The organism is Caballeronia sp. TF1N1, from assembly GCF_022878925.1.
Lineage (GTDB): Bacteria > Pseudomonadota > Gammaproteobacteria > Burkholderiales > Burkholderiaceae > Caballeronia.
Genome location: NZ_CP084629.1, coordinates 340,484 through 362,901, shown reverse-complemented (window position 1 = coordinate 362,901; position 22,418 = coordinate 340,484). Strand labels below are relative to the sequence as shown.

The following is a 22,418-nucleotide window of genomic DNA, read 5'->3' as shown; positions in this document are numbered from 1 at the left end:
TCATCTCCGCAGGATCACGATCTCGGCGCGCAGATCGGCGGGGGCATCGAGCCAGTGAAGAGCGATATCGCCTTCGCGCTCGACGAGTTCCCACTGCTCGCTCACCTGTTCGATACGGAAGTAGAACGAATGCGCGCGACGCGGCAAACCCTGCGGCGCGTGCGGCATATGAATCAGTTCGAGGCCGGGCAGGGCGTGGCGCACGAGCGTCGGAATTTCGCCGAGCGCGGACAAACGCGCGCCGTTGACGATGCCATCCACCACCCATTGCGGATCTTCCTGCGTCCGCACGACGAGATAAAAGCGGTTGCGGTTGCCGAACACGCTGCGCGGCACTTGTCCGTGATAGACGCCGTCGCGTGGCTCCAGCACGACCAGAAACTCCGGCCCGACCGTGATCTCGTTGAGCAGATGCCCGATGGTCACGCGCGCGCGCCCGAAGCAGCCGTCGAGGTCGAGGTGATCGTAAGCGGGCAGACCGGCGCCGCCGTCCATCTCGCCGAGCATGGTGAAGCGCTCCGAGAACGAGCTCAGTTCGCCGACGAGTTGCCGCAACACGCCATATGCGAGCCACGGATGCACCTGTTCGCTCTCGATCAGATGGAACAGGCTCGGCGAAAAGCGATTGAGCGATCGCAACGCGAGCAGGAACAGCATGTACGACGCGTCGAACTCGGCCTTCTGCATCTCGCGCGGATTCTTGTACTCCTGCAACTGGCGGGCGCGTCCTGCAAGCTCGTCGCGGATCTCGCGCAGCATCGTGCGCAGCGCATCGGAACCGGCGAGCGCGTAACTCGGCGGGATGAAGCGGTCGGCGAGCACGACGGTGTCGCCATCGCGCACCAGCCGCGCGATGGGAATCAGCTCGTACTGATCCAGATGATCCAGCTCCGATTCGAAGAACACCTTCAGCACATAGCGCAGCGTTTGCAGCGGCGCGTCGGGGCCTTCGGAATAAAGGTCGGGCGTCTCGGGAACGGACATCACCGTGGCGAAGCGTGTGGCGACGTTCGCGGCGTCGGCGAGCGTGCTGACTTCGGTGACGTTCTTTTCCTGCTCGCTCGCGCGGCGCACGCCGAGATAGACGTTGAGCGGACGGTCGCCCTGCACCCAGCTTGCCTCGAAGGTGCGCGGCGCGATCACCGCGTTCTCGGGATACTCGACATAGTGATGATCGCGGAACAGAAGACGCGCGCGCTGCACGTCGATGGTGCGATTCGCGATGGCGCTTCTCGACAGTTCGAGCGCGCCGACGCCCCAGAAATGCGGCACGCCGGCTTCGTAAAGCGGCGTCTGCGTGAAACGGCTGTGCTGATCCGCGAGCTGAAAATGCTGCGGCTGCAGAAACATTCCCTGATGCCAGTAGACGGCTTGCTTGTCTTCCACGTCGGGCTCGTCAGTTGGGGAGTTTGATGGTGGCGGTATCGGCTGCGCCGTTCGATGGCGTGAGCGGCACTTCCTTGCCGCCGCCGTCGAGCGGCACGATCTGCTGCTTCGCCTGTGCGCGTTTTTGCGCGGCGACGATCTGCGGCGGTTCCGGATTCAGACGCGCGGCGTCGCTGATCGCATCGCGTCCAAGCGACAGGCGCAACGCAAGCGTTTGCGGTTGCGCCGCATAATCGTGGCCGACGAACGCCTGATTCGATATGGCGAGCGGAATCTCGAAGAGACGCGCGCTGGACGCCGGGTCCATCGTGTAGAAGCCCGCGATCAGCCCGACCATCTTCGCTTTCGCGGCGCGATCGATCGAGAGGATCGTGTGACCGCCCGGCTGCACGACGTAGCGCGTGAGCTGAAGGATCGCGGGATTCGGCGCCGCTTCGCCGAGCGTCGAGGCGAGCGTGCCGGCATCGGCCGACAGTTTGCGAAACGAATCGGCGTCGGCGGTCTGCACCACGCCGAGCAGGAGCGTATGCGGCTCGTTGTTGTATTCGTTGAGTAGATCGTCGGCGTCGAGCTGCACGAGGATGGCGTCGCCCGCCGCGCTCCAGTCGACGGCCGCGACGGCCTGCTTCGCGCTCGTGCCGCTGAACATGGAGCAGCCCGCGAGTACCAAGCCGAAGGCGAGCGCGCAGACGGTGAGTACGCGTTGCGCCGCGCGTCGCAACGTGGGGGCGACGCGAATCGTCTGCTCTGCTACGCTTGCGGCAAATTCGGCTTGCCTGAGAGTCGGTCTACTCATGTCCCTCGATCTTTCCCGTCGTAATCGTAGTCGTAGTCATGGTCTGGCCAAGCGATCCTTGCCGCCGAAGCCGGGCTTGCGCCGTCTTGCCGTCGCGAGCGCATGCTTGATGACTTTCGCGATGCTTTCGGCCACCGCGCCCGGATGCAGGGCCGCCGATATGGCTAACACGGTTAACGGCAGCGACACCGCTCAACCTGAGGTGCAATCGACCGAAGTTGCGCACACGGGCCTGCCCGTCACCGTGCCGGTCGTTTCCGTCAGCACGCTCACCACGACCACGCTCGCCAGTCAGCACGAGTGCCGCCCGACGCTCACCACCGTGCGCGAGTTCGAGGTGGCGCAGGCGAATGCGCGCCCGTGGTTCGTGCGGCATATTGAAGGTCTGACTGGCGCTCCGCTCGGGGCGGCGGGCGCGGCGTGGCTCGCGGCGCATTTTCTGGCGGAGCGCATTTGGATTTTGCCGGCCGCGCTCGCGGGCGGCGCCGTGGGCTGGGTGGTCGGACCGTTCGGCATCCTGCTGGGTGCGGGCGGCGGCGTGCTTGGGCACGCGCTGACGCACAAGATATCGGTGACGGTCGCCGGCGGCGTGGCGGGCGGCCTGATCGGCATGGCGCTCTGGCATTTCCTGATTCCCCCGCCGAAGCCGGCCACGCCGGATTCGCCCGTCGACGTGCCGGTGGAGCACTTCGTGACGAACGACCAATGCGGCGATGTCCAGCACGCCCGCTTTCGCGGCGGCGATCTCTACAAGGTTGATTTCATGCTCGACGGCAAGCCGATGTCCGCCGATCTGCCATACGACCCGGGCAACACGCTCGCGGTGTATCCCGATGGCCAGCCGGTCGTGCGCAACTTGCCGATTCCTTGATTCCCTGATTCCGTGACCGGATGCCAGTACTCCCTAAAGACGATTTGGCGGATCGGGCAAGAGGAATTGTCTTAAAAAAGCGAACCGAGTGTAACACGCGTTTCGCTTGATTTTTGGCGGAGATCGGCGTGACGTTGCGGCGTTGCAGCCTTGATGGGCGTGTAACGGAGCCATGTTTCAGATGAAACCCCCGTGCTTCCTTTTGCTAACGCTCGTGTAACTCTGCTGGCGCAAAGTGCGCTTCATGGAGTCATTCGAGAAGCATGAGCGGGGAACATCATGAAAAAGCGTCTGGGATGGGTGGCGGGTGTGGTGCTGGCGGCGTTGCTAATAGCGGGCTTCGCGACGGTCGGCAATGACGATTTACCGTCGGCGGGGTTCTGCGTGGTGTCGTCGGATGGAGAGGTGTTGCAGGCGCTGGATTCCATGCGCGCGGTGAAACCAGGGGATTCCGCAAGTTGAGTGGATCGCGGCGCAACGCAAAGTCCGCCGTGTTGCTGGTTCCGTCCGTGATTGCGCGCACGGAGTTCAATGCCGTCGTGAAATCCGCTCATCTCGATGCCGCGCGGATCGTGGTTTCGGAACCGATATCCGTGGTGTGGGATCGACGGCTGTTCGCGGTCGGCGATCAAAGCACGTCGCTTTGCGATTGAAGCGGGCCTTCGTCGAAAGGCCCGCTCATCTGCTTCAAATGCTCAACCCGCCACCGGCAACGCACTCAACTTGGCGATCGTATCCGCGCAAGCATGCGCCGCTTCCGCGCCCTTCACGAGAAAGTGCTCCTTGAAGAAGCCGACATGCTCTTCGCCATGATGAAAATGATGCGGCGTAAGCACGGCCGAAAACACCGGCGTGCCGGTTTCGAGTTGCACCTGCATCAAGCCGTTGATGACAGCCGTCGCGACGAACTCGTGCCGATAAATTCCGCCATCGACCACCAGTCCCGCCGCGACAATGCCCGCGTATTGGCCGCTTAGTGCAAGACGTTTGGCGTGCAGCGGAATCTCGAATGCGCCAGCGACTTCGTAGAGATCGATATCGTCCGCTGTGTAACCGCGCTTTTGCATGGCTTCGATGAACGAGGTCTTGCATTGATCGACGATATCGCGATGCCAGCAAGCCTGCACGAAAGCGACGCGCGCACGAGTGGAGCCTGCAGCCGATACTGCCTGGGTTTCGTTTGAATTCGAAAAGTTCATGGACATCAGCCTGTTTGGTGTGAACAGGGCGAAGGACGGCCAATGGCCTTCGCACGCGACAAAATAAGCGCGAACGAAGCGTGACGAAGCACACTGACTGTCCTGTTCTCTTTCATCCGGACTATACCGTCGGCCCCGGAATCAAACCGGGTCTGCTGACCTCTCCGACCGTGAAAGCCGGAGAGCGCTCGCGGGCTACGTCTCTTCCGTGGAAACATCGGGAAACGATTACCGCCGGTGGGGAATCTCACCCCGCCCCGAGAACTCGCTCATCGCAACCGTGCGATGAACAGGCTGGAAGTTACCATGAAACGTGGCTTTTTGTGCGGTGCGTTTCGCACATTCAAATCACGAAAAGCGATAAGCGGTAGCAGCCCGTTCACGCCAACGCCACCACCGCGATCTCCACCAGCAACTCGGGCGTTGCCAATTGCGCTTGCACCGTCGCGCGGGTCGGCGCATGCCCTTGCGGCACCCACGCATCCCACACTTCGTTCATGCCGCTGAAATCGCGGGAGATATCCGCAAGCCACACTTGTGCCGACACGAGACGCGTCTTGTCGATGCCCGCTTTCTCCAGAAAGCCGTCGATCTTTTCGAGCACCTTGGCGGTTTGCAGTTTGATATCCGGCGAATGATCGGCGGAAGTCTGGCCGCCGATAAACACGAGACCCGCTGCCTTGACGATGCGGCTCATCCGCTGATTGGTGTCGATGCGAACGATATCGCCCATGATGTTTTTCCTTGAACGTTGAGATTGAAACGAAGTCGCCGCGCGAAAACGCGCGGCATTCAATGCGCGACGAGACGCGCGGTATTCGCATCCGAAGAAGCGGCCGCGCGCCCGAAGCGATCGATGGCGAATGCATCGAGTGAAATGGACGGCGCGCCATCGAGCATGAGTTCGGAGACGAGCTTGCCGCAGCCCGGTCCGAGCTGAAAACCGCTGCCGCAATAGCCGAACGAGTAATAGAGATTCGATGCCTTGCGGCTTGCCGAGATCACTGGAAGCTCATCCTCGGTGAATGCCTCGACACCGGCCCACGCGCGATTGACGCCCAGATGGCGCAGATGCGGGAACAGATCGGTGACGGTTTTAGCGCTGCGCACGAGGCGCACGAAATCCACTTCGCCATGACGCGCAAGCAGGTCCGCAATGCCGATCAGCTTGCCGCCAATCACCACCGTGCCGTTATCGAACTGCTTGAAGGACAGCGGCCGTCCCGTTGCGCCGAGTGTCGCGCGACAGAAGGGCGCGACGCGATGCGTGACCATCAGCATCAGACCTTCGGGATGCACCGGCACCGGCTCGCCCACCTGTTTCGCGAGTTCGCCGGACCACGCGCCCGCCGTGACGAGCAGCTTTTCCGCGCTGAACGTGCCGTGCGGCGTGTAGGCGAACCAGCGCGCGCCGCGTTGCTCGATACGACGCACCGGCGTGCCTTCCAGAAAGCGCGCGCCGAGTTTTTGCGCGGCGAGCCGGAAGGCCGTGGTCGTGCGATACGGCAGCGCGAAGCCATCGCGCTCGACCCAGATGCCGCCCGTGACATGCCGAGCCAGCGCGGGTTCGAGTTCGAGCACGGCCTCTCGGTCTATCACTTTCTCGTGCGTGAAGCCATGCGATTCGAGCAGGGCGACGCGCTCGCGGCATGCTTCGAGTTCATCGTCCGTCTCGGCTATCTTGAGCTGGCCCGATGGCACGAAGCCGCCATCCTCGCCAATCAGATCGCGCATGCCATGCCAGATTTCACGCGACATCAGCGCGAGCGGAATCTCGGGCAGCGCGCGTCCGAGCGTGCGTACGCCGCCCGCATTCACGCCGGACGAATGACGCGCGACGTAATCGGCTTCGAGCACGATCACCTTCGCGCCGCGCCGCGCCATGTGGAACGCGCTGCTCGTGCCGTGCAGTCCGCCGCCAACCACGAGCACATCGGCTTCCTGAACGTCGGTTGCGTCATTCACCGGCGAGTTCTCCGAGCGTGAGCGGCTTGATCGGCGGACGAATGCGGTAGTAGCCGACTTCGGCGGGCGAGACACGCCGCGCATCCGCGATGACTTCGGTCACCGTGAGACCGCACATGCGGCCCTGACACGGACCCATGCCGCAACGTCCGAACGACTTCGCCTGATTCGGTCCGACGCAACCCATCTCGACGAATTTGCGCAATTCGCCCGCCGTGACTTCCTCGCAGCGGCACACGATAGTCTCGTTGCGCGGAATGCGGTTGATATCGCGCGGACGATAAAGGCTGTCGAGAAATGGCCGGATGCGCAGCACGCCCGCCAGCGCGCGGCGCTGCCCGGCCGCTTCGGCGTCGCGCGTGGCGGCGTTCAGCGCGCCGAGTTGCGCCGCGACCGCGAGGCCCGCGAGCGAGCCCTGCAAGGCCGCCGCCTGCGCGCCGCCGATACCCGCGCCGTCGCCCGCGACGAAGATGCCGGGCACATCCAGCTCGCCCCACGCATCGACTTTGGGCGTGAAGCAAAGCTGCGCGTCGTCCCAGCGATGCGACGCCCGCAAAGCCTGCGTGAACTGCGTATTCGGCACGACGCCCTGATGCAGCAGGATCACGTCCGCTTCAAGGCGGTGCGCCGCGCCTTGCGTCGTGAAGTGAAGCGCGGCCGCATGCTCGACGTTATCCGCGCCGATGCGCCCTTCCACGCGCAGATCGTCGGCCGCTTCGAAGATCGGCACGCCGGCGTCGCGCAAGGTGCGGATCAGTTGCAGGCCCTTGCTCAGGAACGGCCACGCGCGCAACGCGGACAGCATGTGACGCTTCGCGCGCCAGCGGTCTTCGTGACGCGTGGTATCGACGAGCGCGCGAATCGGCACGCCGGCGCGCACATATTGCCAGCCAAGCAGATACAGCAACGGCCCGCAGCCCGCGAGAACCGGTGGCGCGGCAGGCACTTCGCCCGCGCTCTTCAGGAGAATCTGCGCGGCACCCGCCGTCAGCACGCCGGGCAGCGTCCAGCCAGGAATCGGAAAGGGCCGCTCCAGCGCGCCGCTTGCGAGAATCACGCGTTGCGCGTCGAAGCTGCCGATCTTGCCGTCCTTCAGATAGTTGATGCCGCGCTCGCGCGTGACTTGCCAGACGCTCGCATTGGTCACGTGACGTGCGCCCGATGCCGCGAACGCACGGGCGATCTCCGCGCCCGCCGCGTAGTCGGGGCCAAGTATTTCCTTGCGACGCGCATCGGCGTGAGCGATGCCACGATAAATCTGGCCGCCCACGGCGTTCTGTTCATCGATCAAGACGGTTTTGAGGCCCGCGCGGGCGGCGCGCGTGGCCGCGCTCATGCCGGCCGGACCAGCGCCGATCACGACCACATCGACGGCTTCGGGGGCGAAATCAGCGGCCATGCGCGTTCTCCAGCGGGGTATCGGCGAGTGTCATGGGCGGCAGATCGCGCGCGCCTTCCTGCGAGCGGATACGCATGCCCGCCTGCACTTCGACCATGCAACTCTGACGGCTCGGAATGCCGTCGATTTCGACGAGGCATTCGAAGCACGCGCCCATCATGCAATACGGCGCGCGCGGCGCACCCGACACCGGCGTCGCACGAAAGCGCGAGACGCCCGCCGCGAGCAGCGCGGCCGCGACGGAACGGCCGCCCGGCACGGACAAAGGCTGGTCGTTGAAGAAGATCTCGATGGCCGCGGCGGATTCCCCCGGCAGCGGCTTGAACAGCGTGTGAGTCGATTGGGAAGTCATGTCGAATTCAGTGTGCGGGAATCGGTTCTTGAGCGTTCTCGAAGCGGCGTGCGGAGAAGGTCGGCAATTCCTCGGGCACGGGTGCACCGGTGATCCACGGCGCCACGCGCATGGCATGCGCGGCGGCGAGCGTCACGCCGCTATGGCAAGTGACGACGAACGCGCCGGGATGCGCTTCCGACCGGTCGTAGATCGGAAAGCCGTCCGCGCTGTAGACGCGCAGCGCGGCCCACATCCGCACGAGCCGCACGTGCTGCAACATCGGGAACGCGCGCACGCCGCGCCGCGCGATATCGGCGAGCACATGCGTGGTCGTGAAATCGTTGAAGCCGACTTCTTCCATCGAATCGCCGAATTGCACGCTGCCTTCGTCGGTCTGGCGCACGTTGAGCGTCGGATAGTCGAGAAACGGCGCGACGCGTTCGCTCACCAGCACCTGCCCGCGATTCGGCGCGACCGGCGCGTTCAATCCGACGAACGGCGCGAGCATGCGGTTTCCGAGGCCAGCCGCAAGCACGACACGCCCCGCGCGATACGTTCCGCGCTTGCCATGCACGACGAAGCCTTGGCCGTTCGCGTCCGGTTCGATGCGTTCCGCGCGTTCGCCCGAGACGAGCTTCACGCCGCGCGCCTGCATCGCCGAATGAAGCGCGCGCAAGAGCTTGAGCGGGTTCACATGGCCGTCCATCGGCGTGTAGCTCGCGCCGATCACTTGCGGGCCGATCTGCGGAATGCGCTCGCGAATCTCGGCGGCATCGAGCATCTGATACGGGTAGTCGCCGATCTCGGCCTTGAGCGTCGAGAGACGCTTCTCGCGGTCGGCGAGTTCGTCGTCGTTGAAGCAGAAGTGGAAGCCGCCCGGCTGGCGCAAGGCCACGTCGATGCCCGTTTCGTTCAAGAGGCTCTCGGCGAGTCCCGGCCAGCGCGTGGCAGAACTGCGCGACCAGCGTGCGTAAGGCGAGAGGCCGTAGCCCTTGCCTTGAATCCATACGAGGCCGAAGTTGCCGCGCGAGGCGCGAAAGCCGCCGTCGTCTTCGTCGAGCACGGTCACGCGCGCGCCTTCGCGGGCGAGACCGTAAGCCACGGCGGAACCGACCAGGCCGCCGCCGAGCACGAGCACGTCGGGGCTGGCGGAGGTTGAAAGTGTCATCGCGCTTCTCCGATCAGAATGCGGTCCAGTCCGACCATGCGGTCGAGCAGGATCATCAGCAACACCGTGCCGACGATCAGCACCGCCGAGACCGAGGCGACCAGCGGATCGATCGTCTGCGCGATCTGGTTGTACATGGCGACGGGCAGCGTGGTCGTGCCGGGCGTCGCGACGAAAATGGTCATCGTGAGTTCGTCGAAACTCTGGATGAACGAGAGCACCCAGCCGCCTGCCACGCCGGTGCGGATCATCGGCAGGACCACGCGGCGAAATGCGGTGAAGCGGCTCGCGCCACATGAAAGCGCGGCGCGTTCGGCATCGCGATCCAGGCCGACGGCGGACGAAAGCGCAAGCCGCAACGCATACGGCAAGACGATGATGACGTGCGCGCATACCAGCGACCAGAACGATCCCGACAGATGCAGCAGCGACAGAAAGCGCAGGAACGCGATGCCGAGCACGACGGCGGGGATCATCATCGGCGAGAGGAAAAAGCTCGTGAGCGCGGCGCGGCCGGGAAAGCGATAGCGCGCGATGGCCAGCGCCGCGGGCACCGCAAGCAGCACGCCGATGGTCGCCGCCGCGAACGCGAGGCGGATCGACAGCTAGAACGCCGAAACGATGTCGCCGTTCTCGACGATCGCGCGGAACCAGCGCAGCGACGCGCCATCGAAAGGCATCGAGATGAAGCCTTTGTCGGTGAAGGCGACGAGCATCACGACCACGAGCGGCGCCATGATGAAAGTCAGGAAAAACGCGTTGTAGACGAGCCCGAGAATGCCGTTCTGTTTCATGATCGTCGTCCGCGTTAGTCGAAGATATGCCGGAACCGGCGTTCGGCGAGGCGGCTGCAACCCATGACGATTGCCACGTTCGCGATCAGCAACAACACGGCGATACTCGCGCCGAGCGGCCAGTTGAGCGTGCCGAGAAACTCGTCGTAGGCAGCGGTGGCGACGACCTTCAGGCGCCGTCCGCCGATCAGCGCGGGCGTGGCGAACGCGGATGCCGACAGCGCGAACACGATGATCGATCCCGACAGCACGCCCGGCATGATCTGCGGCAGCACCACGCGGCGGAACACCGCGAACGACGAGCCGCCGAGCGAGCGTCCGGCCCATTCCACTTGCGGGTCGAGCTTTTGCATGGTGGCCCACACGGACATCACCATGAAGGGCACCAGAACGTGCGTGAGCGCGATGATCATGCCGGTCATCGTGAAGACGAGGCGGATGGGTTCATCGGTGATTTTCAGCGCTTGCAGCACGTTGTTGAGTACGCCGTTGTTGCCGAGCAGAATCTGCCAGCCAAGCGTGCGCACCACGACCGAGATCAGGAGCGGGCCGAGCACGACGAGAAGACACAGCGACTGCCACGGCTTCTTCATGCGCGCGAGCACGATGGTCTCCGGCACGCCAAGCACGATGGAGAGCAGCGTGACCGCGAAGGCGAGGCCGGCAGTGCGCAGAAAGATGGTGTGGTAGTACGGGTCGCTCACTACTTCCCAATAGTTTGTGAGCGTGTAGGCGGCGGTGACGCCGGCCGTGTCGCTGAAGACGCGAAACGACAGCACGAGCGTGAGCGCGAGCGGCGCCAGCAGCAAGCCGACAAAAAGCAGCAGCGCGGGGCCGGACAGGAGCCACGGCGCGGCGCCGGGACGGTCGTCGTCAAGCGTGGCCATGAGCACCCTCCGGAGCATCTTGCGTGAGCACGCGCAGATCGTCGTCGGTCCAGGCGAGGCCGACTTCGTGACCTTCCTCGGGCGGCGGCGCACCGTGATTCGGCTGCGCGACACGCAGCTTGCCGAGTTCCGTTTCCACTTCCAGCAGCCATTGATTGCCGACGAACACGCGCGTTGCAATACGTCCACGCACGCGCGCCGCGCCATTGGCGATATGCACCTTCTCCGGGCGGATATAAACGTTGACCGCGCCGTTCACATGACGGCCTTCGTGCGGCACGTGCAGCGTGGTGCCGAGTACATCGACTTCGGCGCAACGCGGATTGCGCCGCAGGACTTCGCCGGAAAACGTATTGGTGCGCCCGAGAAAGGTCGATGCGAACGGCGTGGCGGGACGCTCGTAGGCGTCGTATGGCGTGCTCAATTGAGCGATGGTTCCGCGATGCATCACCGCAATGCGATCGCTCATGGTCATGGCTTCGACCTGATCGTGCGTGACGAGGATCGTCGTGATGCCGAGGCGCTTTTGAATCGCCCGCAGTTCGATATGCATTTCCTCGCGCAGCTTGGCGTCGAGATTGGACATCGGTTCGTCGAGCAAGAGCAGTTCGGGCTGCATGGCGATGGCGCGTGCAATGGCCACGCGCTGCCGCTGGCCGCCCGACAATTCCTTCGGATAGCGATGCCCGAGTCCCTTTAGACGCACGAGCGCGAGTGCTTCTTCCACGCGCTCTTCGCGTTCGCGGCGCTTGACCTTGCGCATTTCCAGACCGAAGCCGACGTTGCCCGCCACCGTCATGTGCGGAAAGAGCGCATAGCTTTGAAACACCACGCCGATGCCGCGTTTCTCCGGACGTTCGTGCGTGATGTCGCGGCCATCGAGCAGAATGCGGCCCGTGGTCGGCGTGACGAACCCCGCCACCATTTGCAGCGTGGTCGTCTTGCCGCAACCCGAAGGTCCGAGCAGCGCGAGAAGTTCGCCGCGTTCGACATCGAGATCGAGTTGTTCGATCGCCGTGAAATCGCCGTAGCGTTTCGAGATACCTTGCAGAGTCAGGAAGGCCATGCGCCTCGCTCCTTCATGCCGGTGTGGGGTTCAACGCTCGACCGAACGGTTCCAGCGCTCCGTCCACTCGGTGCGATGCTGGTTGATCGTGGTCCAGTCCATCGCGGTCAATTTCGCGATCTGGTCGGGACCGTAAGGCACGCGCGCGGCGATTTCCGGCGTCAGCTTGACCGTCTTGTTGACCGGACCGAGACCGATGCCTTGCGCCTGCAACGCCTGCACTTCCGGGCTCAGAAGATACTGGACGAACTGCTGCGACAACTGCGGCTGTGCGTTCTCGGCGATGGCACATGCCGCCACCTGCAACGCGACCGCGCCTTCCTTCGGGTAGACGAACTTGAGCGGAAAGCCCGTGTTCTGCAGCGCAACCGCGCGACCGCTGCCGTAGGGCGCAAGCACCACGTCGCCGGATTGCATCTGACCGTCCATTTCGCCGGGCGTGGGCGCCCAGGACAGCACGTTCGGCGCGACATCCTTGGTCATCGCCGCGAAGCCCGGCTCGATATTCTTCTCGCCGCCGCCGTTCAGACGCGCGAGCATGACGAGCGTATGCAGACCATACGTGTTGGTGATCGGCGGCACGCCGAGCTTGCCCTTGATGCGTTTGTCGGTGAGCACCTTCCACGAATCGGGCGGCGGCAGACCGGCCTTCTTGAACGCTTCCTCGTTGTAGCCGATGCCTGTCGCCACCATGCCGACGCCGATCGACGTCGCGCCGAGACGCGCGAGCGGATAGACGTCCTTCATCACGGGCGCTTCGTCGAGCTTGGCGCAGAGATTGAGCTGCATTGCTTGATACATCGGGCCGTCGTCCATCACGGCGACGTTGATCTGCTGATGGCCTTTTTGCGCTTGCAACTTGGCGAGGGTATCGCTGGAATTGCCCGCGACGTAGACGATCTTGACGTCATGCGCCTTTTCGAACGGCGGGATGATTTTCTGGCGATACAACTGCTCGTTCGAGCCGCCCACATTGGCGACATAGAGCGTGGTTTCGGCGTGAGCGAGAAGCGGAGCGGCGAAAGAAAGAGCCGCGAAGGCGGTACAAGCGGGGACGGACAGACGGCGATGCAACGCTCTTTTCATGACGACGATCTCCAGATCCGGGGTGTGGGGGCGGGCTTCATGACCCGTCGTTGAAATGCAGTTTCGCGCCGCCGGACCATATCGTCCAATACGAATAAAATACCTACCTATGCATGGATGATATGGATCGGGGTTCACCCGGAGAGGGAGATCACGCATGAATCTGAAGCACATCGAGGCGTTTCGGGCGGTCATGGTGTCGGGGTCGATGACCGCGGCGGCCAAGGCGCTCTTTACCTCGCAGCCGAACGTGAGCCGGCTGATTTCGCAGCTCGAACGCGAAACCGGCTTGCAGCTTTTTCAGCGCAGCGGCGTGCGGTTGATACCCACGAGCGAGGGCACCGCGTTCTTCCGCGAGGTCGAACGTGCGTTCGTCGGCTTGCAAGGACTGGCGAACGCGGCGGCGCAGATACGCAATCTCGGCAGCGGACGTTTGCGCATAGCGGCGATGCCATCGGCGGGCATGACTCTCGTGCCGCATGCGATCAAGCGCTTCGTCGAGTTATTTCCGACGGTGACCGTGTCGTTGCACGTGAACACATCGGGTACGGTCAATCACTGGACGGCGTCGCAGTTCTGCGATCTCGGCGTGGCCGTGTATGTGAGCGAGGCGTCGGATTGCGAGGTCGAGCAGTTGTCGAACGTGGCGGCGGTGTGTGTTATGCCGGAGGGGCATCGGCTGGCGTCGAAACGCAGTATCAAGCCGCAGGATCTCGAAGGCGAGTCGTTCATCTCGCTGTGTCACGGCGACGGCACGCGCACGCTGATGGACGAGGTGTTTCAGCGTGCGGGCGTGGAGCGCGTGCTTGCCATCGAGGCGCAGTACACGGCAATGTGCTGCGAGATGGTGCGTCATGGGATGGGCGTGACGCTTGCGCATCCGATCGTCGCGCGGGATTTCGCGGGTCCTGGAATTGTCATCAAGCCATTTTTGCCGGCTACGTTGTTTCCGACTTACTTGCTGTTTCCGCCGCATCGGCCGAGGGAGAGATTGGCATCGGAGTTCGTGAAGGTGCTGAAGGGGCTGCATGCGGAGTTGCTGGAAGAGGTGGTGAAGGGGGCGAAGGTGGCTTGAGTCTTTCAAGCAACGATCAACCGATTCACTCATGCCGCCGTGCCGTGCTCGTGACCGCGCGAAGCGGCTGGGTCGTTTGAAAAGCATCGACGAATGCGCGCGCTCATCGGCTCATGACGAATTGCCAGAGCGCGGCGCACTGTGCGTCAGCAATCTTGTAACGCGGCATCGCCCGACGAAGCACGATGTCCGCTGGATCGACGCCATCCTTGATCGCGCGGCAAAAAGCGATGGGATCGTAATGGCTCATCGGCCCTCCGCGACGACGCGTTTCGCCAAGCAAGGACTCGCGAGTCAGCGGCGGCGCAAAGGCCGCCGCTTTCGATGTGCCCACATGGCAATTGACGCAACGAGTCGTCCACGCAGGCAACGTGCGATCGTCATCACGCAAATGCGCCGACAGCGGATGCTCTCCGTCGAAAATCGCGCAGCCCAGGTCGCGCGGTTCGCATGCGGCATGGGCAACCGTTACCATCGCAACGAGCGCGAGGCCGACCAAGCGCTGCGCCATCAATGCACGCGCATGGTACGCGAGAGGCTCGGCACGCCCTTCGCGTTCAGCGCGAAAAGCATGTAATAGCCGGGCACGACGATGCCCGGATCGGACGGAATCTTCAACTTGTACTCGCCAGCGGTGCCCACCGTGAACGTCAGCGGCACGCGTCGCTGTTCGTTGTTCACCGAATGCGTGGCCGACGATGAGCGCATCAGCGCAAATGCTGTCATGCCCTTGGTCGCCGATACGACGATGGTCGTGCCGAGTAACGCATCGGTCGGCGCGGAACTCATGGTCGGTCTGGTTGCGGCGGACCCGTCCGTGTTGAGAAGATAAGGCGGCGTCAATATCTCGACATTCGTGTGATTCGTGGCGCACGAGCCGCACAATCCGCCGCCGCCGCTGAGCACGCGTCCATCGTTCAGCAGCAGCGCCATGCTGTGATAAGTGCGCGGTACAGCCTGTGGCGCGAGCCGCGAAAACGCATTCGTGGTCGGGTCCCACAACTCGGGCGTGAGGATCGCGTTGTCGTCCGAGAACGGCACGGCGAAGGTCTGACCGCCGATCACGACGACCTGCCCATTCGGCAACACGACGCTGTTGTTGAACGCGCGCTGATAGCTCATCGGTGCGATGGTGCGCGTGATCGCCGTTCCGCTGCTGATGTCGATCAGCGTCGCATTGGAGGTGGCCGTCGATTGGTCGTAGCTCGGCGCGCCGCCCACGGCAAGTATCTTGCCGACGTCGTACATGACCGCGTTGCCGTTCATCGCGTCATTGTCGCTGCCCCGGTTGCCGGCTGCGGTGACGCTGCCGTTGCCTGCCGTGTCGAACCAGTGCATGGCGCGGCTCGGGCCCGCATGAAACACGCGTCCGTTGGCGACCGCGAAGAGCCACGCGTGGTTGTCGGCGCGGAACACGCCCGCAGCGTCGTTCGTCAAGATGTAGTCGTCGAGAATGGCGCCGTTGATTTGCCAGCCCGAGCCCGAGGTCCACGTCTCGCCCGTCTTTCCACCAAGCCCGCCATTCCACGAGCCGCCCACGAGAAACACGTTACCGTTGCTCAAGGTCACGCTGCCCTGATAGCCGCGCGAAATGTTCATCTGATTGCTCGACGTCCATGTGCCGGTCGTAGGCGAATAGATGCTGGTCTTTTTCGTGCTCGATCCGCCCGTCACGAAGATGCGGCCATCGGGAAGATTGGCGATACCCGGACAGAACATGTCGTGCCCGGTGTTGGTCACGATCATTTGTTTGCTCGTGCCCGTCGATGGATTGAAGATCGCCGTGTACGTCTTGCCCGGCGTGACTTCGCCAGAGGTGAAGTTGAGGGCGCTATCGGCCGACCAGACCAGCACGGTTCCATCGGGAAGATTCGCGGCTTGGAGCGGCACGAGCGGCAACGTGATGGGCGCCGTCCATTTCGAAGGCAACGCAGCTTGCGGCGCGGGCAAGCCGCTGACTTTCCATGTCTGCGTGGCGCTTGCGTTACACACCTGCTGCGTCAGTTGCACGCCTTGTGAGGTCGTACTCGACGCGGTCACGCACAAGCCGCTGTGTCCCGCGACGATCGCGTAACCTCCGCCTTGCGGGATCAACGAAAACGCCTGATTCGTGCCGCCACTGCAGGTCCATTGAATGATAGGACCGCCGGGATCGGGACTTTGACCCGACACGTCCATGCATAGACCGCTATTGAGATTGATGAGGTTGTAGCGCGTGCCTGTAGCAACCGGCTTCCATTGCTGATTCGCGCCGCCGGTGCAGGGCCATGTAATGACTGGCGCGTTCGGTGTTTTGGATTCGCCGCTCACGTCGGCGCACATGCTGGTGCCGCTTAGCGTGATGGGCGCCGATGTCTGCGCGCGGACTTGGTGCGACACACTCGCTAACGTTAGCGCCAACGCCAGCAGCAAGACGACGCGCGCATGGCGGGCGACGTCAAGCAACACGCTCCCGGCCGAAAGGATTCGTGGCATGGTCCTGCTCCCCGTGGATAAGTCGAATAGCTATGTCAGTGCAAGCGCGCCGAGCACATCGCAGACGTCGTTCACGCGTGGAAGATCGGCGCTTCTCCAGCGCAACATCGCATTGGCATCGAAGCAATAGACCTGCGTCGAATGGTCTGCGATGTCACTTGCCGATGCCTTGCTGCCCGACAGCGCCACGCGCATCTTGTCGACATCCGCAAGCGTCGGAGTCGCTGCGATCCACGAAGGACCCGCCTCGAACTGGGCGAGCCATGCGTGCAATGCCTGAGGTGAATCGGAAAGCGGATTGATTCCAATCGATAGCAACTGCACCGCATGACGAGTACGGATGCCCGTTATGCGTTTCTGTACCGCGCTGAATAGCGCGCCCTGCAAAGGACATACCGTGCCGCAACCGGTGTAGACCGTCTGCAACGCAGTCACGCCGTGACGCAACACTTCGTTCAAGCGACGCGTCTTGCCGGTCTGATCGACGAGCACGATATCGTCGAGGCGAAGCGGCGGCGTGACGAGTCCCACCGCATCATGTTGAGCGAAGGCGAAGGGGGACGCTGCACCGAGAGCGAGCGCCGCGATGTCACCGAGCAGGGCGCGACGAGTCAACGACGGGGTGCATGCACGAATGCCGGAACGCACACGATCGGGCATCGTTTCGTGACCTGCCGAACTTGACCTTGTCCACACTTTGATGATCCCCGTATCGAGCTCTATGGCTCTGACCCGCCGTTCGAATGGCCAATGACGTACGTGCCGGGAAGCGTGATCGAGCCGCTTCGCGTTCGCGTATTGGTCATGCCATTGAAAGAAAGCTTAGCAGGTCAAATCAGCGTCGAACGTTCATCGCACGAATGGAAATACTCGCGTATGTGTACTCGGACACATTGCGTTTGAGCGCTTAAATAAAGGGTCGAAATTGCGGGAAGTTCTACTCGGTCGGAATTGCTGATGTTGCGATGTGGGGCATTTAGCAGAGGCGATTCAGGGGCCTTTTTAGTGCACGCTAGGTACGCGCTTGGGAGATTTATCGAAAGCCCGAAATGAGAGGACGGCCAACTTGTCGTGTCGGCCGGAAAGAAGCTCAAGCTTTCAACGCGTCATCCTCTTGACGCCATCGAACACCAACCCAAAAAACTCCCCGGCAAACGCCGAATCCAGCCACCTCACGATAACCGCCAGCCGCGTGGAAGGTTCGATCCACATGAACGAACTTCCCGCACCCACGCCAAAATAGCTCGACTCCGGCACCGAGGGAAACATCTTTCGCCCCGTATTGAGCCACACAAGAAACCCATAAAACGGCGCGATATCACAAGGCGTGCGCATTTTCTCGATCCACTCGCGGGACAGCACCCGCCGCCCGGAAACCAGACCTTCGTCCAGCAACATCCGCGCGATCTTCAACTGGTCGTTCGCACTGACCGACATGCCGCCGCCCCAATGCGTCCCTCCGGGAACGGACTGCATGCGCCGTCCATCGATCTCGGTCCACGCATGGTCGTAACCCACCCATTGCCAACCATCGCTCATGCCGCAGGGCTCGGCAATCGCTTCACGAAACACTTCGGGGAGTGGCCGACGAAACAGATGCATTAACGCAAGCGATAACTGGTTGATCCGCACGTCGTTGTATTCCCAAAAGGTGCCAGGCATCTGCAACGGCCGCAAGTCGCCTTTCTTGCCCGCGGGCGGCTCGCCAAATGTCACCGCGCGATAATGATCCGCCTGATCCGAAAGCCCGAAGCACGCACCTTGCCATTCGCTCGTCTGCTGCAGCAGTTGCGCCCACGTAACCGGGGCGTTATGCGCGTCGTCGAAGCCGATACCGGGCACGCGCTCGCGCACGGGTTCATCGACATCGGGCAGCAAGCCGCGGTCGTGCGCCACGCCCGCAAGCAAGGCGAGGTACGTCTTCGCAATGCTGAAGGTAAGGTCCGCGCGATCCGGCTCGCCCCACGTGGTGATCACGCGGCCATCGAGCGCAATCGCGCCCGACACCGGACCGCGATCGTGTACGGGTCCAAGCAGCTTGTTCCACGGCGCGGGATCGTTGATATGCACGCCCCAGTTGCCATCGACGTTCCGGTCCCACTTCGATTCATGATCGATGGAAAACTGAATCGCACGCTTCAATGTCTCGTTCATTTTCAAAGTTCCTGGCAAAGGCTTTAGCGCAACTTGATCCGCATGCGCGCCCACACGAGCGTAAAGAGGCTCACGACCGCAGCGATCATCAGATACAGTCCCGGCGCAAGGTTGTTGCCCGTGACCGCGATCAACGAAGCCACCGCGAGCGGCGTGAAGCCGCCGAAAATGGTCGTGCCGATGTTGTAGCCGAAGGCCATGCCCGTGGTGCGCGTGGCGGTCGGAAAGAGCTCGGCCATCAATGCCGGAATCGGCGCGAAGTAGGTGGCCTTGAGTAACGCGACCCAGATCACCGCGGCGAGCAAGGTCGGGAGCGAAGGATGCGCATTCATGAGCATGAACGCCGGATAAACCGTCAGAAAGAACACGACGCCAGTCACCTGCATGATGCGAATGCGCCCGAACTTGTCCGACAGGTGTCCCACGACCGGCACGAGCACCATCATGATGAAGCCCGCCGTCAACGTGGCGATGAAGCCCGACGACGGCGACAAGCCCAACTGCCGCGTCGCGTACGTCGGCATATAAAGCAGCATGTAGTTGGCCGTGGTCGTGAGCACGAGCGAGCCAATGGAGATGAGCAAGCGTTCCTTCTGCGTCTTGAGCAACTCGCGCACGGGCGACGCCACTTTCTCGGCCTGCTCGAACTCCGGCGTTTCGTCCATGCGTCGGCGAATATACAGCCCGATCGGTCCGATCAACACGCCGAAGAGAAACGGAATGCGCCATCCCCAGCCTTCGAGCTGCGCAGGCGTGAGCGTGCTCGTCAGCACGGCACCAAAGAGCGACGCGAGCAGCGTGCTCGCGCCTTGACTCGAAAACTGCCAGCTCGACATGAAGCCGCTGCGCTCGGGCGCATGTTCGACGAGAAATGCCGTCGAACTGCCGAACTCGCCGCCCGCCGAAAAGCCCTGCAACAAACGCGACAAGAAGATCAGAATGGGCGCCGCAATGCCGATGCTTGCATACGAAGGCATGAGCGCGACCATGGCCGTGCCGACGGTCATCATCGCGATGGACAGCGTAAGCGATGCCTTGCGGCCATGCCGGTCGCTATACGAGCCGAGCACGAGCGCACCGACGGGCCGCGCGAGATACGACAGCGCGAAGGTGCCGAGGGTGAGCAGCAGCGAGACGGTGTGATCCTGCGTGGGAAAAAACAGCTTCGACAATACGCCTGCGAAGTAGCCATAGACGACGAGATCGTAAAACTCGAGCGCATTGCCGATAGACGTGGCGACGATCAGACGCGCCACGTTGCGATGCTTCGCCGGCTCATCGCGCGCGGGGGATATCGTGACGGAATCAGTGCTCATGGCGTGCTTCTCCGTTCGACCGAGGCGCTACGTTGCCATCGCGCGCGCCGAGGTCCCAGTAAAGACCCGCCATGATGCGCAAGCCTTCGCGCACCACCGGCGCGAGCATGTGTTCGTCCGGCGCATGCTGCGAGCATCCGGGATACGAATGCGGCACCCAGATGGTCGGCATGCCAAGCACATCGGCGAATACATCGTTGGGGAGCGTGCCGCCGAGGTTCGGCAAGAGCACGGGCGCGCTGCCAGTCGTCTGCGTCAGCGAACGGATCGACCACTGCACCCACGCGTTGTCAGGATCGACGCGCGTGGCGGGCATGCCGCGTTCCACTTCGATGTCGACCATGGTGAAACCGTGCGCATCGAGGTGGTCACGCACGATTCTGGCAAGCTCGCGCCAGTTCGTGCCGACGACGAAGCGAATCTGCATGTGCGCGAACGCATGCGGCGGAATGGCGTTGACGGGCTTCTCGGGATTGCCCGCGCGAAACGCCAGCACTTCGATATTGTTCCAGCCGAACACGCGCTCGGCGGGCGTGAGACCCGGCTCGCCATAGTCGGCATCGACTTCCGGTTCGCCGGGATTGCCACCCACGACGATCCCCTCCAGCGCGCGCCGCACCGATTCCGGCACCGGCGGCGGCCGCAATCCTTCGATGACGATCTTGCCGTTCTCATCGACCATGGATGCAATGGCGTTTGCCAGCACCACGGCCGGATTGCGCAAGAGGCCGCCCCAGTTGCCCGAATGATGCGCGCCATCGCGCAGCTTCACATCGAGACGGAAATTGATGACGCCGCGCGATCCGAGAAAGAGCGTCGGGCGGTTGGCGGCGAGGCGCGGTCCGTCGGATGCAATCAACACGTCCGCCGCGAGTTCATCGCGCAACTTGAGACACACCGCATGCAGGCCGGGTGAACCGACTTCCTCGCCGGTCTCGAACAGCAGCTTCAGATTGAAGCCGAGCTTGCCCTCGCGCGCGTCGAGCACGGCCTTCAGCGCCGCGAGATTGATGCTGTGCTGGCCCTTGTTGTCGGCGGTGCCGCGGCCGTACCAGCGTTCGCCTTCCACCGTCACGCGCCACGGCGACCGGCCTTCGGACCATTGCGCGTCGTAGCCGCGTACGACATCGCCGTGACCGTAGCCGAGCACCGTCGGCAAGTCCGCGGCTTCATGGCGATGCGCGATGAGGAACGGCCCCGCGCCCGCCACCGGATTCTCGACGATGCGGCACGCGAAGCCCCATTCCTCGAGCGTGGGCGAAAGTTCTTCTTCGAGGTAAGCGAAGAGGCGAGCGCCGCTGTCGGCTTCCTGACTATCGGTGCGCCGACCGACGCGTCGCTGCAGGTCTTCGAGGAACGCGCCGGACTCATAACACTGAGTGGCAAGCTGGATGGCGGTATCGCGGGTCACGTCGTTCTCCCTTTAATCGTGACCCATGCTGCCGCCGCCGATATTTCTGGACAATTACAATATTTCTCAAGAACCCTTGCCCAAAAGGCAAATCGAGGGTTATCCCGAAGCGGAACGAGAAGGCGGAAATGGACGAGACGGCGTTGCGTTACTTCCTCGAAATCGCGCGAAGCGGCTCGCTTAGCAAGGCATCGGAGCGGCTGTTCGTGGCGGTATCGGCATTGAGCAGGCAGATGGCGAAGCTCGAAGAGCAGATGGGCACACCGCTATTCGAACGGCGTCCGCGCGGCATGGTCTTGACCGATGCCGGGCGCTTGCTCGCCAATCATGCGCGCCGCAGTCATCTGGAAAACGAGCGCGTGATCGATGAAATACGCGATTTGAGCGCGGGCGGCCGCGTGACGATACGCGTCGCCGCGTCCGAAGGCGTGGCGCCGGATTTCTTGCCGCAAGCCTTTGCGCGGTTTCTGGAGACGCATCCGCGTGCGCAGTTTCAACTCGATGTCTCGCCGCCATCGGTCGCCACACAGCGCGTGCGAGAAGGCACGCACGATGTCGCGGTGTGCTTCAGCGTCGCGCCCGAGAAGGACGTGCACGTGCATTATGCGCAGCGCGCGCCGGTGTTCGCATTGATGCGCGGTGGTCATCCGCTGGCGAAACGCGAGTCGGTTTCGCTCGCCGATCTCCACGAATGGCCGATGGCCATGCACAATCAGGGCGTGACGCTGCGTCAGTTATTCGATATCTCGTGCAGTCTCGAAGGGCTCGTCTTCGAGCCGGTGTTCATCGCGAACTATCACATGGCCTTGCAGAGTTTCGTGCAACGCACCGACGCCATCACGCTGACCGGCTACCTCACCGTGCGCAGCCGTTTGCAGCGTGACGATATGGCGGCCGTGCCCATCAGCAATCCCGAACTGCATCAGCGCACCTTGCAGATTCAGACGATGGCGGGACGCACCTTGCCGCAAGCGGTGGTGGCGTTCGTCGAATTGTTGACGCGGGCGATCGAGGAGCCCGAGGCGGTTCAGTAACG

General features: G+C 63.0%; 22 protein-coding genes, 1 pseudogene and 1 riboswitch. Of the genes and pseudogenes, 5 read left to right on the top strand and 18 right to left on the bottom strand.

Going from position 1 to position 22,418, the window contains the following annotated elements:
• Both tssK and LDZ28_RS27815 read right to left on the bottom strand, forming a co-directional pair.
• A complete protein-coding gene (gene tssK, locus LDZ28_RS27820; RefSeq protein ID WP_244831926.1) occupies positions 1 to 1,350 on the bottom strand; it encodes a type VI secretion system baseplate subunit TssK in 1,350 nt (449 codons plus the stop codon).
• Positions 1,351 to 1,396: 46 nt separating this feature from the next.
• Complete coding sequence (locus tag LDZ28_RS27815) at positions 1,397 to 2,182, bottom strand: type VI secretion lipoprotein TssJ (protein WP_244831854.1); 786 nt, start codon at positions 2,180 to 2,182, stop codon at positions 1,397 to 1,399.
• Positions 2,183 to 2,342: 160 nt separating this feature from the next.
• Between LDZ28_RS27815 and LDZ28_RS27810 the strand changes: the two genes are divergently transcribed.
• The 3 genes from LDZ28_RS27810 (at position 2,343) to LDZ28_RS27800 (ending at position 3,706) form a co-directional block, all read left to right on the top strand.
• A complete protein-coding gene (locus LDZ28_RS27810) occupies positions 2,343 to 3,053 on the top strand; it encodes a hypothetical protein (RefSeq protein ID WP_244831853.1) in 711 nt (236 codons plus the stop codon).
• Positions 3,054 to 3,332: 279 nt separating this feature from the next.
• Positions 3,333 to 3,515, top strand: a complete 183-nt coding sequence (locus tag LDZ28_RS27805) for a hypothetical protein (protein ID WP_244831852.1) — start codon at positions 3,333 to 3,335, stop codon at positions 3,513 to 3,515.
• A 29-nt stretch (positions 3,516 to 3,544) separates the two neighbouring features.
• Positions 3,545 to 3,706 (top strand): hypothetical protein, encoded by a 162-nt coding sequence (locus LDZ28_RS27800; RefSeq protein WP_244831851.1) that lies wholly within the window; start codon positions 3,545 to 3,547, stop codon positions 3,704 to 3,706.
• 42 nt (positions 3,707 to 3,748) lie between these two features.
• Here the strand turns inward: LDZ28_RS27800 and LDZ28_RS27795 are convergent, their stop codons facing one another.
• The 10 genes and pseudogenes from LDZ28_RS27795 to LDZ28_RS27750 all read right to left on the bottom strand — a co-directional run bounded on the left by LDZ28_RS27795 (position 3,749) and on the right by LDZ28_RS27750 (position 12,951).
• Positions 3,749 to 4,252 carry a 6,7-dimethyl-8-ribityllumazine synthase gene (locus LDZ28_RS27795; RefSeq protein WP_244831850.1) on the bottom strand — a complete coding sequence of 168 codons (504 nt, stop codon included), beginning with the start codon at positions 4,250 to 4,252 and terminating at the stop codon, positions 3,749 to 3,751.
• Positions 4,253 to 4,352: 100 nt separating this feature from the next.
• A riboswitch (FMN riboswitch) is annotated at positions 4,353 to 4,521 on the bottom strand.
• A gap of 110 nt (positions 4,522 to 4,631) precedes the next feature.
• Positions 4,632 to 4,985, bottom strand: coding sequence for a RidA family protein (locus LDZ28_RS27790; protein WP_244831849.1), 354 nt, complete (start codon positions 4,983 to 4,985; stop codon positions 4,632 to 4,634).
• Between the two features lie 59 nt (positions 4,986 to 5,044).
• The gene (locus LDZ28_RS27785; RefSeq protein WP_244831848.1) at positions 5,045 to 6,217 is read right to left on the bottom strand and encodes an FAD-binding oxidoreductase; all 1,173 of its coding nucleotides are present in this window, start codon (positions 6,215 to 6,217) and stop codon (positions 5,045 to 5,047) included.
• Complete coding sequence (locus LDZ28_RS27780) at positions 6,210 to 7,616, bottom strand: FAD-dependent oxidoreductase (protein WP_244831847.1); 1,407 nt, start codon at positions 7,614 to 7,616, stop codon at positions 6,210 to 6,212. Before LDZ28_RS27780 ends, LDZ28_RS27785 begins: the two co-directional genes overlap by 8 nt.
• Positions 7,606 to 7,968: a (2Fe-2S)-binding protein gene (locus tag LDZ28_RS27775; RefSeq protein ID WP_244831846.1), complete on the bottom strand. Its 363-nt coding sequence runs from the start codon at positions 7,966 to 7,968 to the stop codon at positions 7,606 to 7,608. Before LDZ28_RS27775 ends, LDZ28_RS27780 begins: the two co-directional genes overlap by 11 nt.
• A 7-nt stretch (positions 7,969 to 7,975) precedes the next feature.
• Positions 7,976 to 9,118 carry an FAD-binding oxidoreductase gene (locus LDZ28_RS27770; protein ID WP_244831845.1) on the bottom strand — a complete coding sequence of 381 codons (1,143 nt, stop codon included), beginning with the start codon at positions 9,116 to 9,118 and terminating at the stop codon, positions 7,976 to 7,978.
• Positions 9,115 to 9,912, bottom strand: a pseudogene (locus LDZ28_RS27765) (ABC transporter permease). Before LDZ28_RS27765 ends, LDZ28_RS27770 begins: the two are co-directional and overlap by 4 nt.
• Before the next feature lie 14 nt (positions 9,913 to 9,926).
• Entirely contained in the window at positions 9,927 to 10,799 is an 873-nt protein-coding gene (locus LDZ28_RS27760; protein WP_244831844.1) for an ABC transporter permease, read from the bottom strand.
• Complete coding sequence (locus LDZ28_RS27755; RefSeq protein ID WP_244831843.1) at positions 10,786 to 11,865, bottom strand: ABC transporter ATP-binding protein; 1,080 nt, start codon at positions 11,863 to 11,865, stop codon at positions 10,786 to 10,788. Before LDZ28_RS27755 ends, LDZ28_RS27760 begins: the two co-directional genes overlap by 14 nt.
• A gap of 30 nt (positions 11,866 to 11,895) precedes the next feature.
• A complete protein-coding gene (locus tag LDZ28_RS27750) occupies positions 11,896 to 12,951 on the bottom strand; it encodes an ABC transporter substrate-binding protein (RefSeq protein ID WP_244831842.1) in 1,056 nt (351 codons plus the stop codon).
• 157 nt (positions 12,952 to 13,108) lie between these two features.
• On the opposite strand from LDZ28_RS27750, the gene LDZ28_RS27745 reads away from it, so the two are divergent.
• Positions 13,109 to 14,026, top strand: a complete 918-nt coding sequence (locus LDZ28_RS27745; RefSeq protein WP_244831841.1) for a LysR substrate-binding domain-containing protein — start codon at positions 13,109 to 13,111, stop codon at positions 14,024 to 14,026.
• 103 nt (positions 14,027 to 14,129) lie between these two features.
• On the opposite strand, the gene LDZ28_RS27740 is transcribed toward LDZ28_RS27745, so the two are convergent.
• The 6 genes from LDZ28_RS27740 to LDZ28_RS27715 all read right to left on the bottom strand — a co-directional run bounded on the left by LDZ28_RS27740 (position 14,130) and on the right by LDZ28_RS27715 (position 21,382).
• The gene (locus LDZ28_RS27740) at positions 14,130 to 14,537 is read right to left on the bottom strand and encodes a hypothetical protein (protein WP_244831840.1); all 408 of its coding nucleotides are present in this window, start codon (positions 14,535 to 14,537) and stop codon (positions 14,130 to 14,132) included.
• Positions 14,537 to 16,501, bottom strand: coding sequence for an RICIN domain-containing protein (locus tag LDZ28_RS27735; protein ID WP_244831839.1), 1,965 nt, complete (start codon positions 16,499 to 16,501; stop codon positions 14,537 to 14,539). Before LDZ28_RS27735 ends, LDZ28_RS27740 begins: the two co-directional genes overlap by 1 nt.
• Positions 16,502 to 16,531: 30 nt before the next feature.
• Positions 16,532 to 17,161 (bottom strand): SCO family protein, encoded by a 630-nt coding sequence (locus LDZ28_RS27730; protein WP_244831838.1) that lies wholly within the window; start codon positions 17,159 to 17,161, stop codon positions 16,532 to 16,534.
• Positions 17,162 to 17,599: 438 nt separating this feature from the next.
• A complete protein-coding gene (locus tag LDZ28_RS27725) occupies positions 17,600 to 18,655 on the bottom strand; it encodes a serine hydrolase (RefSeq protein ID WP_244831837.1) in 1,056 nt (351 codons plus the stop codon).
• A 23-nt stretch (positions 18,656 to 18,678) separates the two neighbouring features.
• Complete coding sequence (locus tag LDZ28_RS27720) at positions 18,679 to 19,971, bottom strand: MFS transporter (RefSeq protein WP_244831836.1); 1,293 nt, start codon at positions 19,969 to 19,971, stop codon at positions 18,679 to 18,681.
• Positions 19,961 to 21,382 (bottom strand): M20 family metallopeptidase, encoded by a 1,422-nt coding sequence (locus LDZ28_RS27715; RefSeq protein WP_244831835.1) that lies wholly within the window; start codon positions 21,380 to 21,382, stop codon positions 19,961 to 19,963. The genes LDZ28_RS27720 and LDZ28_RS27715 overlap by 11 nt, the downstream gene beginning before the upstream one ends.
• Before the next feature lie 128 nt (positions 21,383 to 21,510).
• Between LDZ28_RS27715 and LDZ28_RS27710 the strand changes: the two genes are divergently transcribed.
• A complete protein-coding gene (locus LDZ28_RS27710; RefSeq protein WP_244831834.1) occupies positions 21,511 to 22,416 on the top strand; it encodes a LysR family transcriptional regulator in 906 nt (301 codons plus the stop codon).
• The last annotated feature ends 2 nt before the right edge of the window (positions 22,417 to 22,418 follow it).

Excerpts from the sequence above, each read along its gene's own strand:
- LDZ28_RS27730 (WP_244831838.1), bottom strand. The coding sequence starts at position 17,161 with ATGCCCGATCGTGTGCGTTCCGGCATTCGTGCATGCACCCCGTCGTTG.
- LDZ28_RS27815 (WP_244831854.1), bottom strand. The coding sequence starts at position 2,182 with ATGAGTAGACCGACTCTCAGGCAAGCCGAATTTGCCGCAAGCGTAGCA.
- LDZ28_RS27740 (WP_244831840.1), bottom strand. The coding sequence starts at position 14,537 with ATGGCGCAGCGCTTGGTCGGCCTCGCGCTCGTTGCGATGGTAACGGTT.
- LDZ28_RS27745 (WP_244831841.1), top strand. The coding sequence starts at position 13,109 with ATGAATCTGAAGCACATCGAGGCGTTTCGGGCGGTCATGGTGTCGGGG.
- LDZ28_RS27755 (WP_244831843.1), bottom strand. The coding sequence starts at position 11,865 with ATGGCCTTCCTGACTCTGCAAGGTATCTCGAAACGCTACGGCGATTTC.
- LDZ28_RS27810 (WP_244831853.1), top strand. The coding sequence starts at position 2,343 with ATGGCTAACACGGTTAACGGCAGCGACACCGCTCAACCTGAGGTGCAA.
- LDZ28_RS27710 (WP_244831834.1), top strand. The coding sequence starts at position 21,511 with ATGGACGAGACGGCGTTGCGTTACTTCCTCGAAATCGCGCGAAGCGGC.
- LDZ28_RS27735 (WP_244831839.1), bottom strand. The coding sequence starts at position 16,501 with ATGCCACGAATCCTTTCGGCCGGGAGCGTGTTGCTTGACGTCGCCCGC.
- LDZ28_RS27780 (WP_244831847.1), bottom strand. The coding sequence starts at position 7,616 with ATGGCCGCTGATTTCGCCCCCGAAGCCGTCGATGTGGTCGTGATCGGC.
- LDZ28_RS27790 (WP_244831849.1), bottom strand. The coding sequence starts at position 4,985 with ATGGGCGATATCGTTCGCATCGACACCAATCAGCGGATGAGCCGCATC.
- LDZ28_RS27795 (WP_244831850.1), bottom strand. The coding sequence starts at position 4,252 with ATGAACTTTTCGAATTCAAACGAAACCCAGGCAGTATCGGCTGCAGGC.
- LDZ28_RS27750 (WP_244831842.1), bottom strand. The coding sequence starts at position 12,951 with ATGAAAAGAGCGTTGCATCGCCGTCTGTCCGTCCCCGCTTGTACCGCC.
- LDZ28_RS27805 (WP_244831852.1), top strand. The coding sequence starts at position 3,333 with ATGAAAAAGCGTCTGGGATGGGTGGCGGGTGTGGTGCTGGCGGCGTTG.
- LDZ28_RS27775 (WP_244831846.1), bottom strand. The coding sequence starts at position 7,968 with ATGACTTCCCAATCGACTCACACGCTGTTCAAGCCGCTGCCGGGGGAA.
- LDZ28_RS27725 (WP_244831837.1), bottom strand. The coding sequence starts at position 18,655 with ATGAACGAGACATTGAAGCGTGCGATTCAGTTTTCCATCGATCATGAA.
- LDZ28_RS27770 (WP_244831845.1), bottom strand. The coding sequence starts at position 9,118 with ATGACACTTTCAACCTCCGCCAGCCCCGACGTGCTCGTGCTCGGCGGC.
- tssK (WP_244831926.1), bottom strand. The coding sequence starts at position 1,350 with ATGTTTCTGCAGCCGCAGCATTTTCAGCTCGCGGATCAGCACAGCCGT.
- LDZ28_RS27720 (WP_244831836.1), bottom strand. The coding sequence starts at position 19,971 with ATGAGCACTGATTCCGTCACGATATCCCCCGCGCGCGATGAGCCGGCG.
- LDZ28_RS27760 (WP_244831844.1), bottom strand. The coding sequence starts at position 10,799 with ATGGCCACGCTTGACGACGACCGTCCCGGCGCCGCGCCGTGGCTCCTG.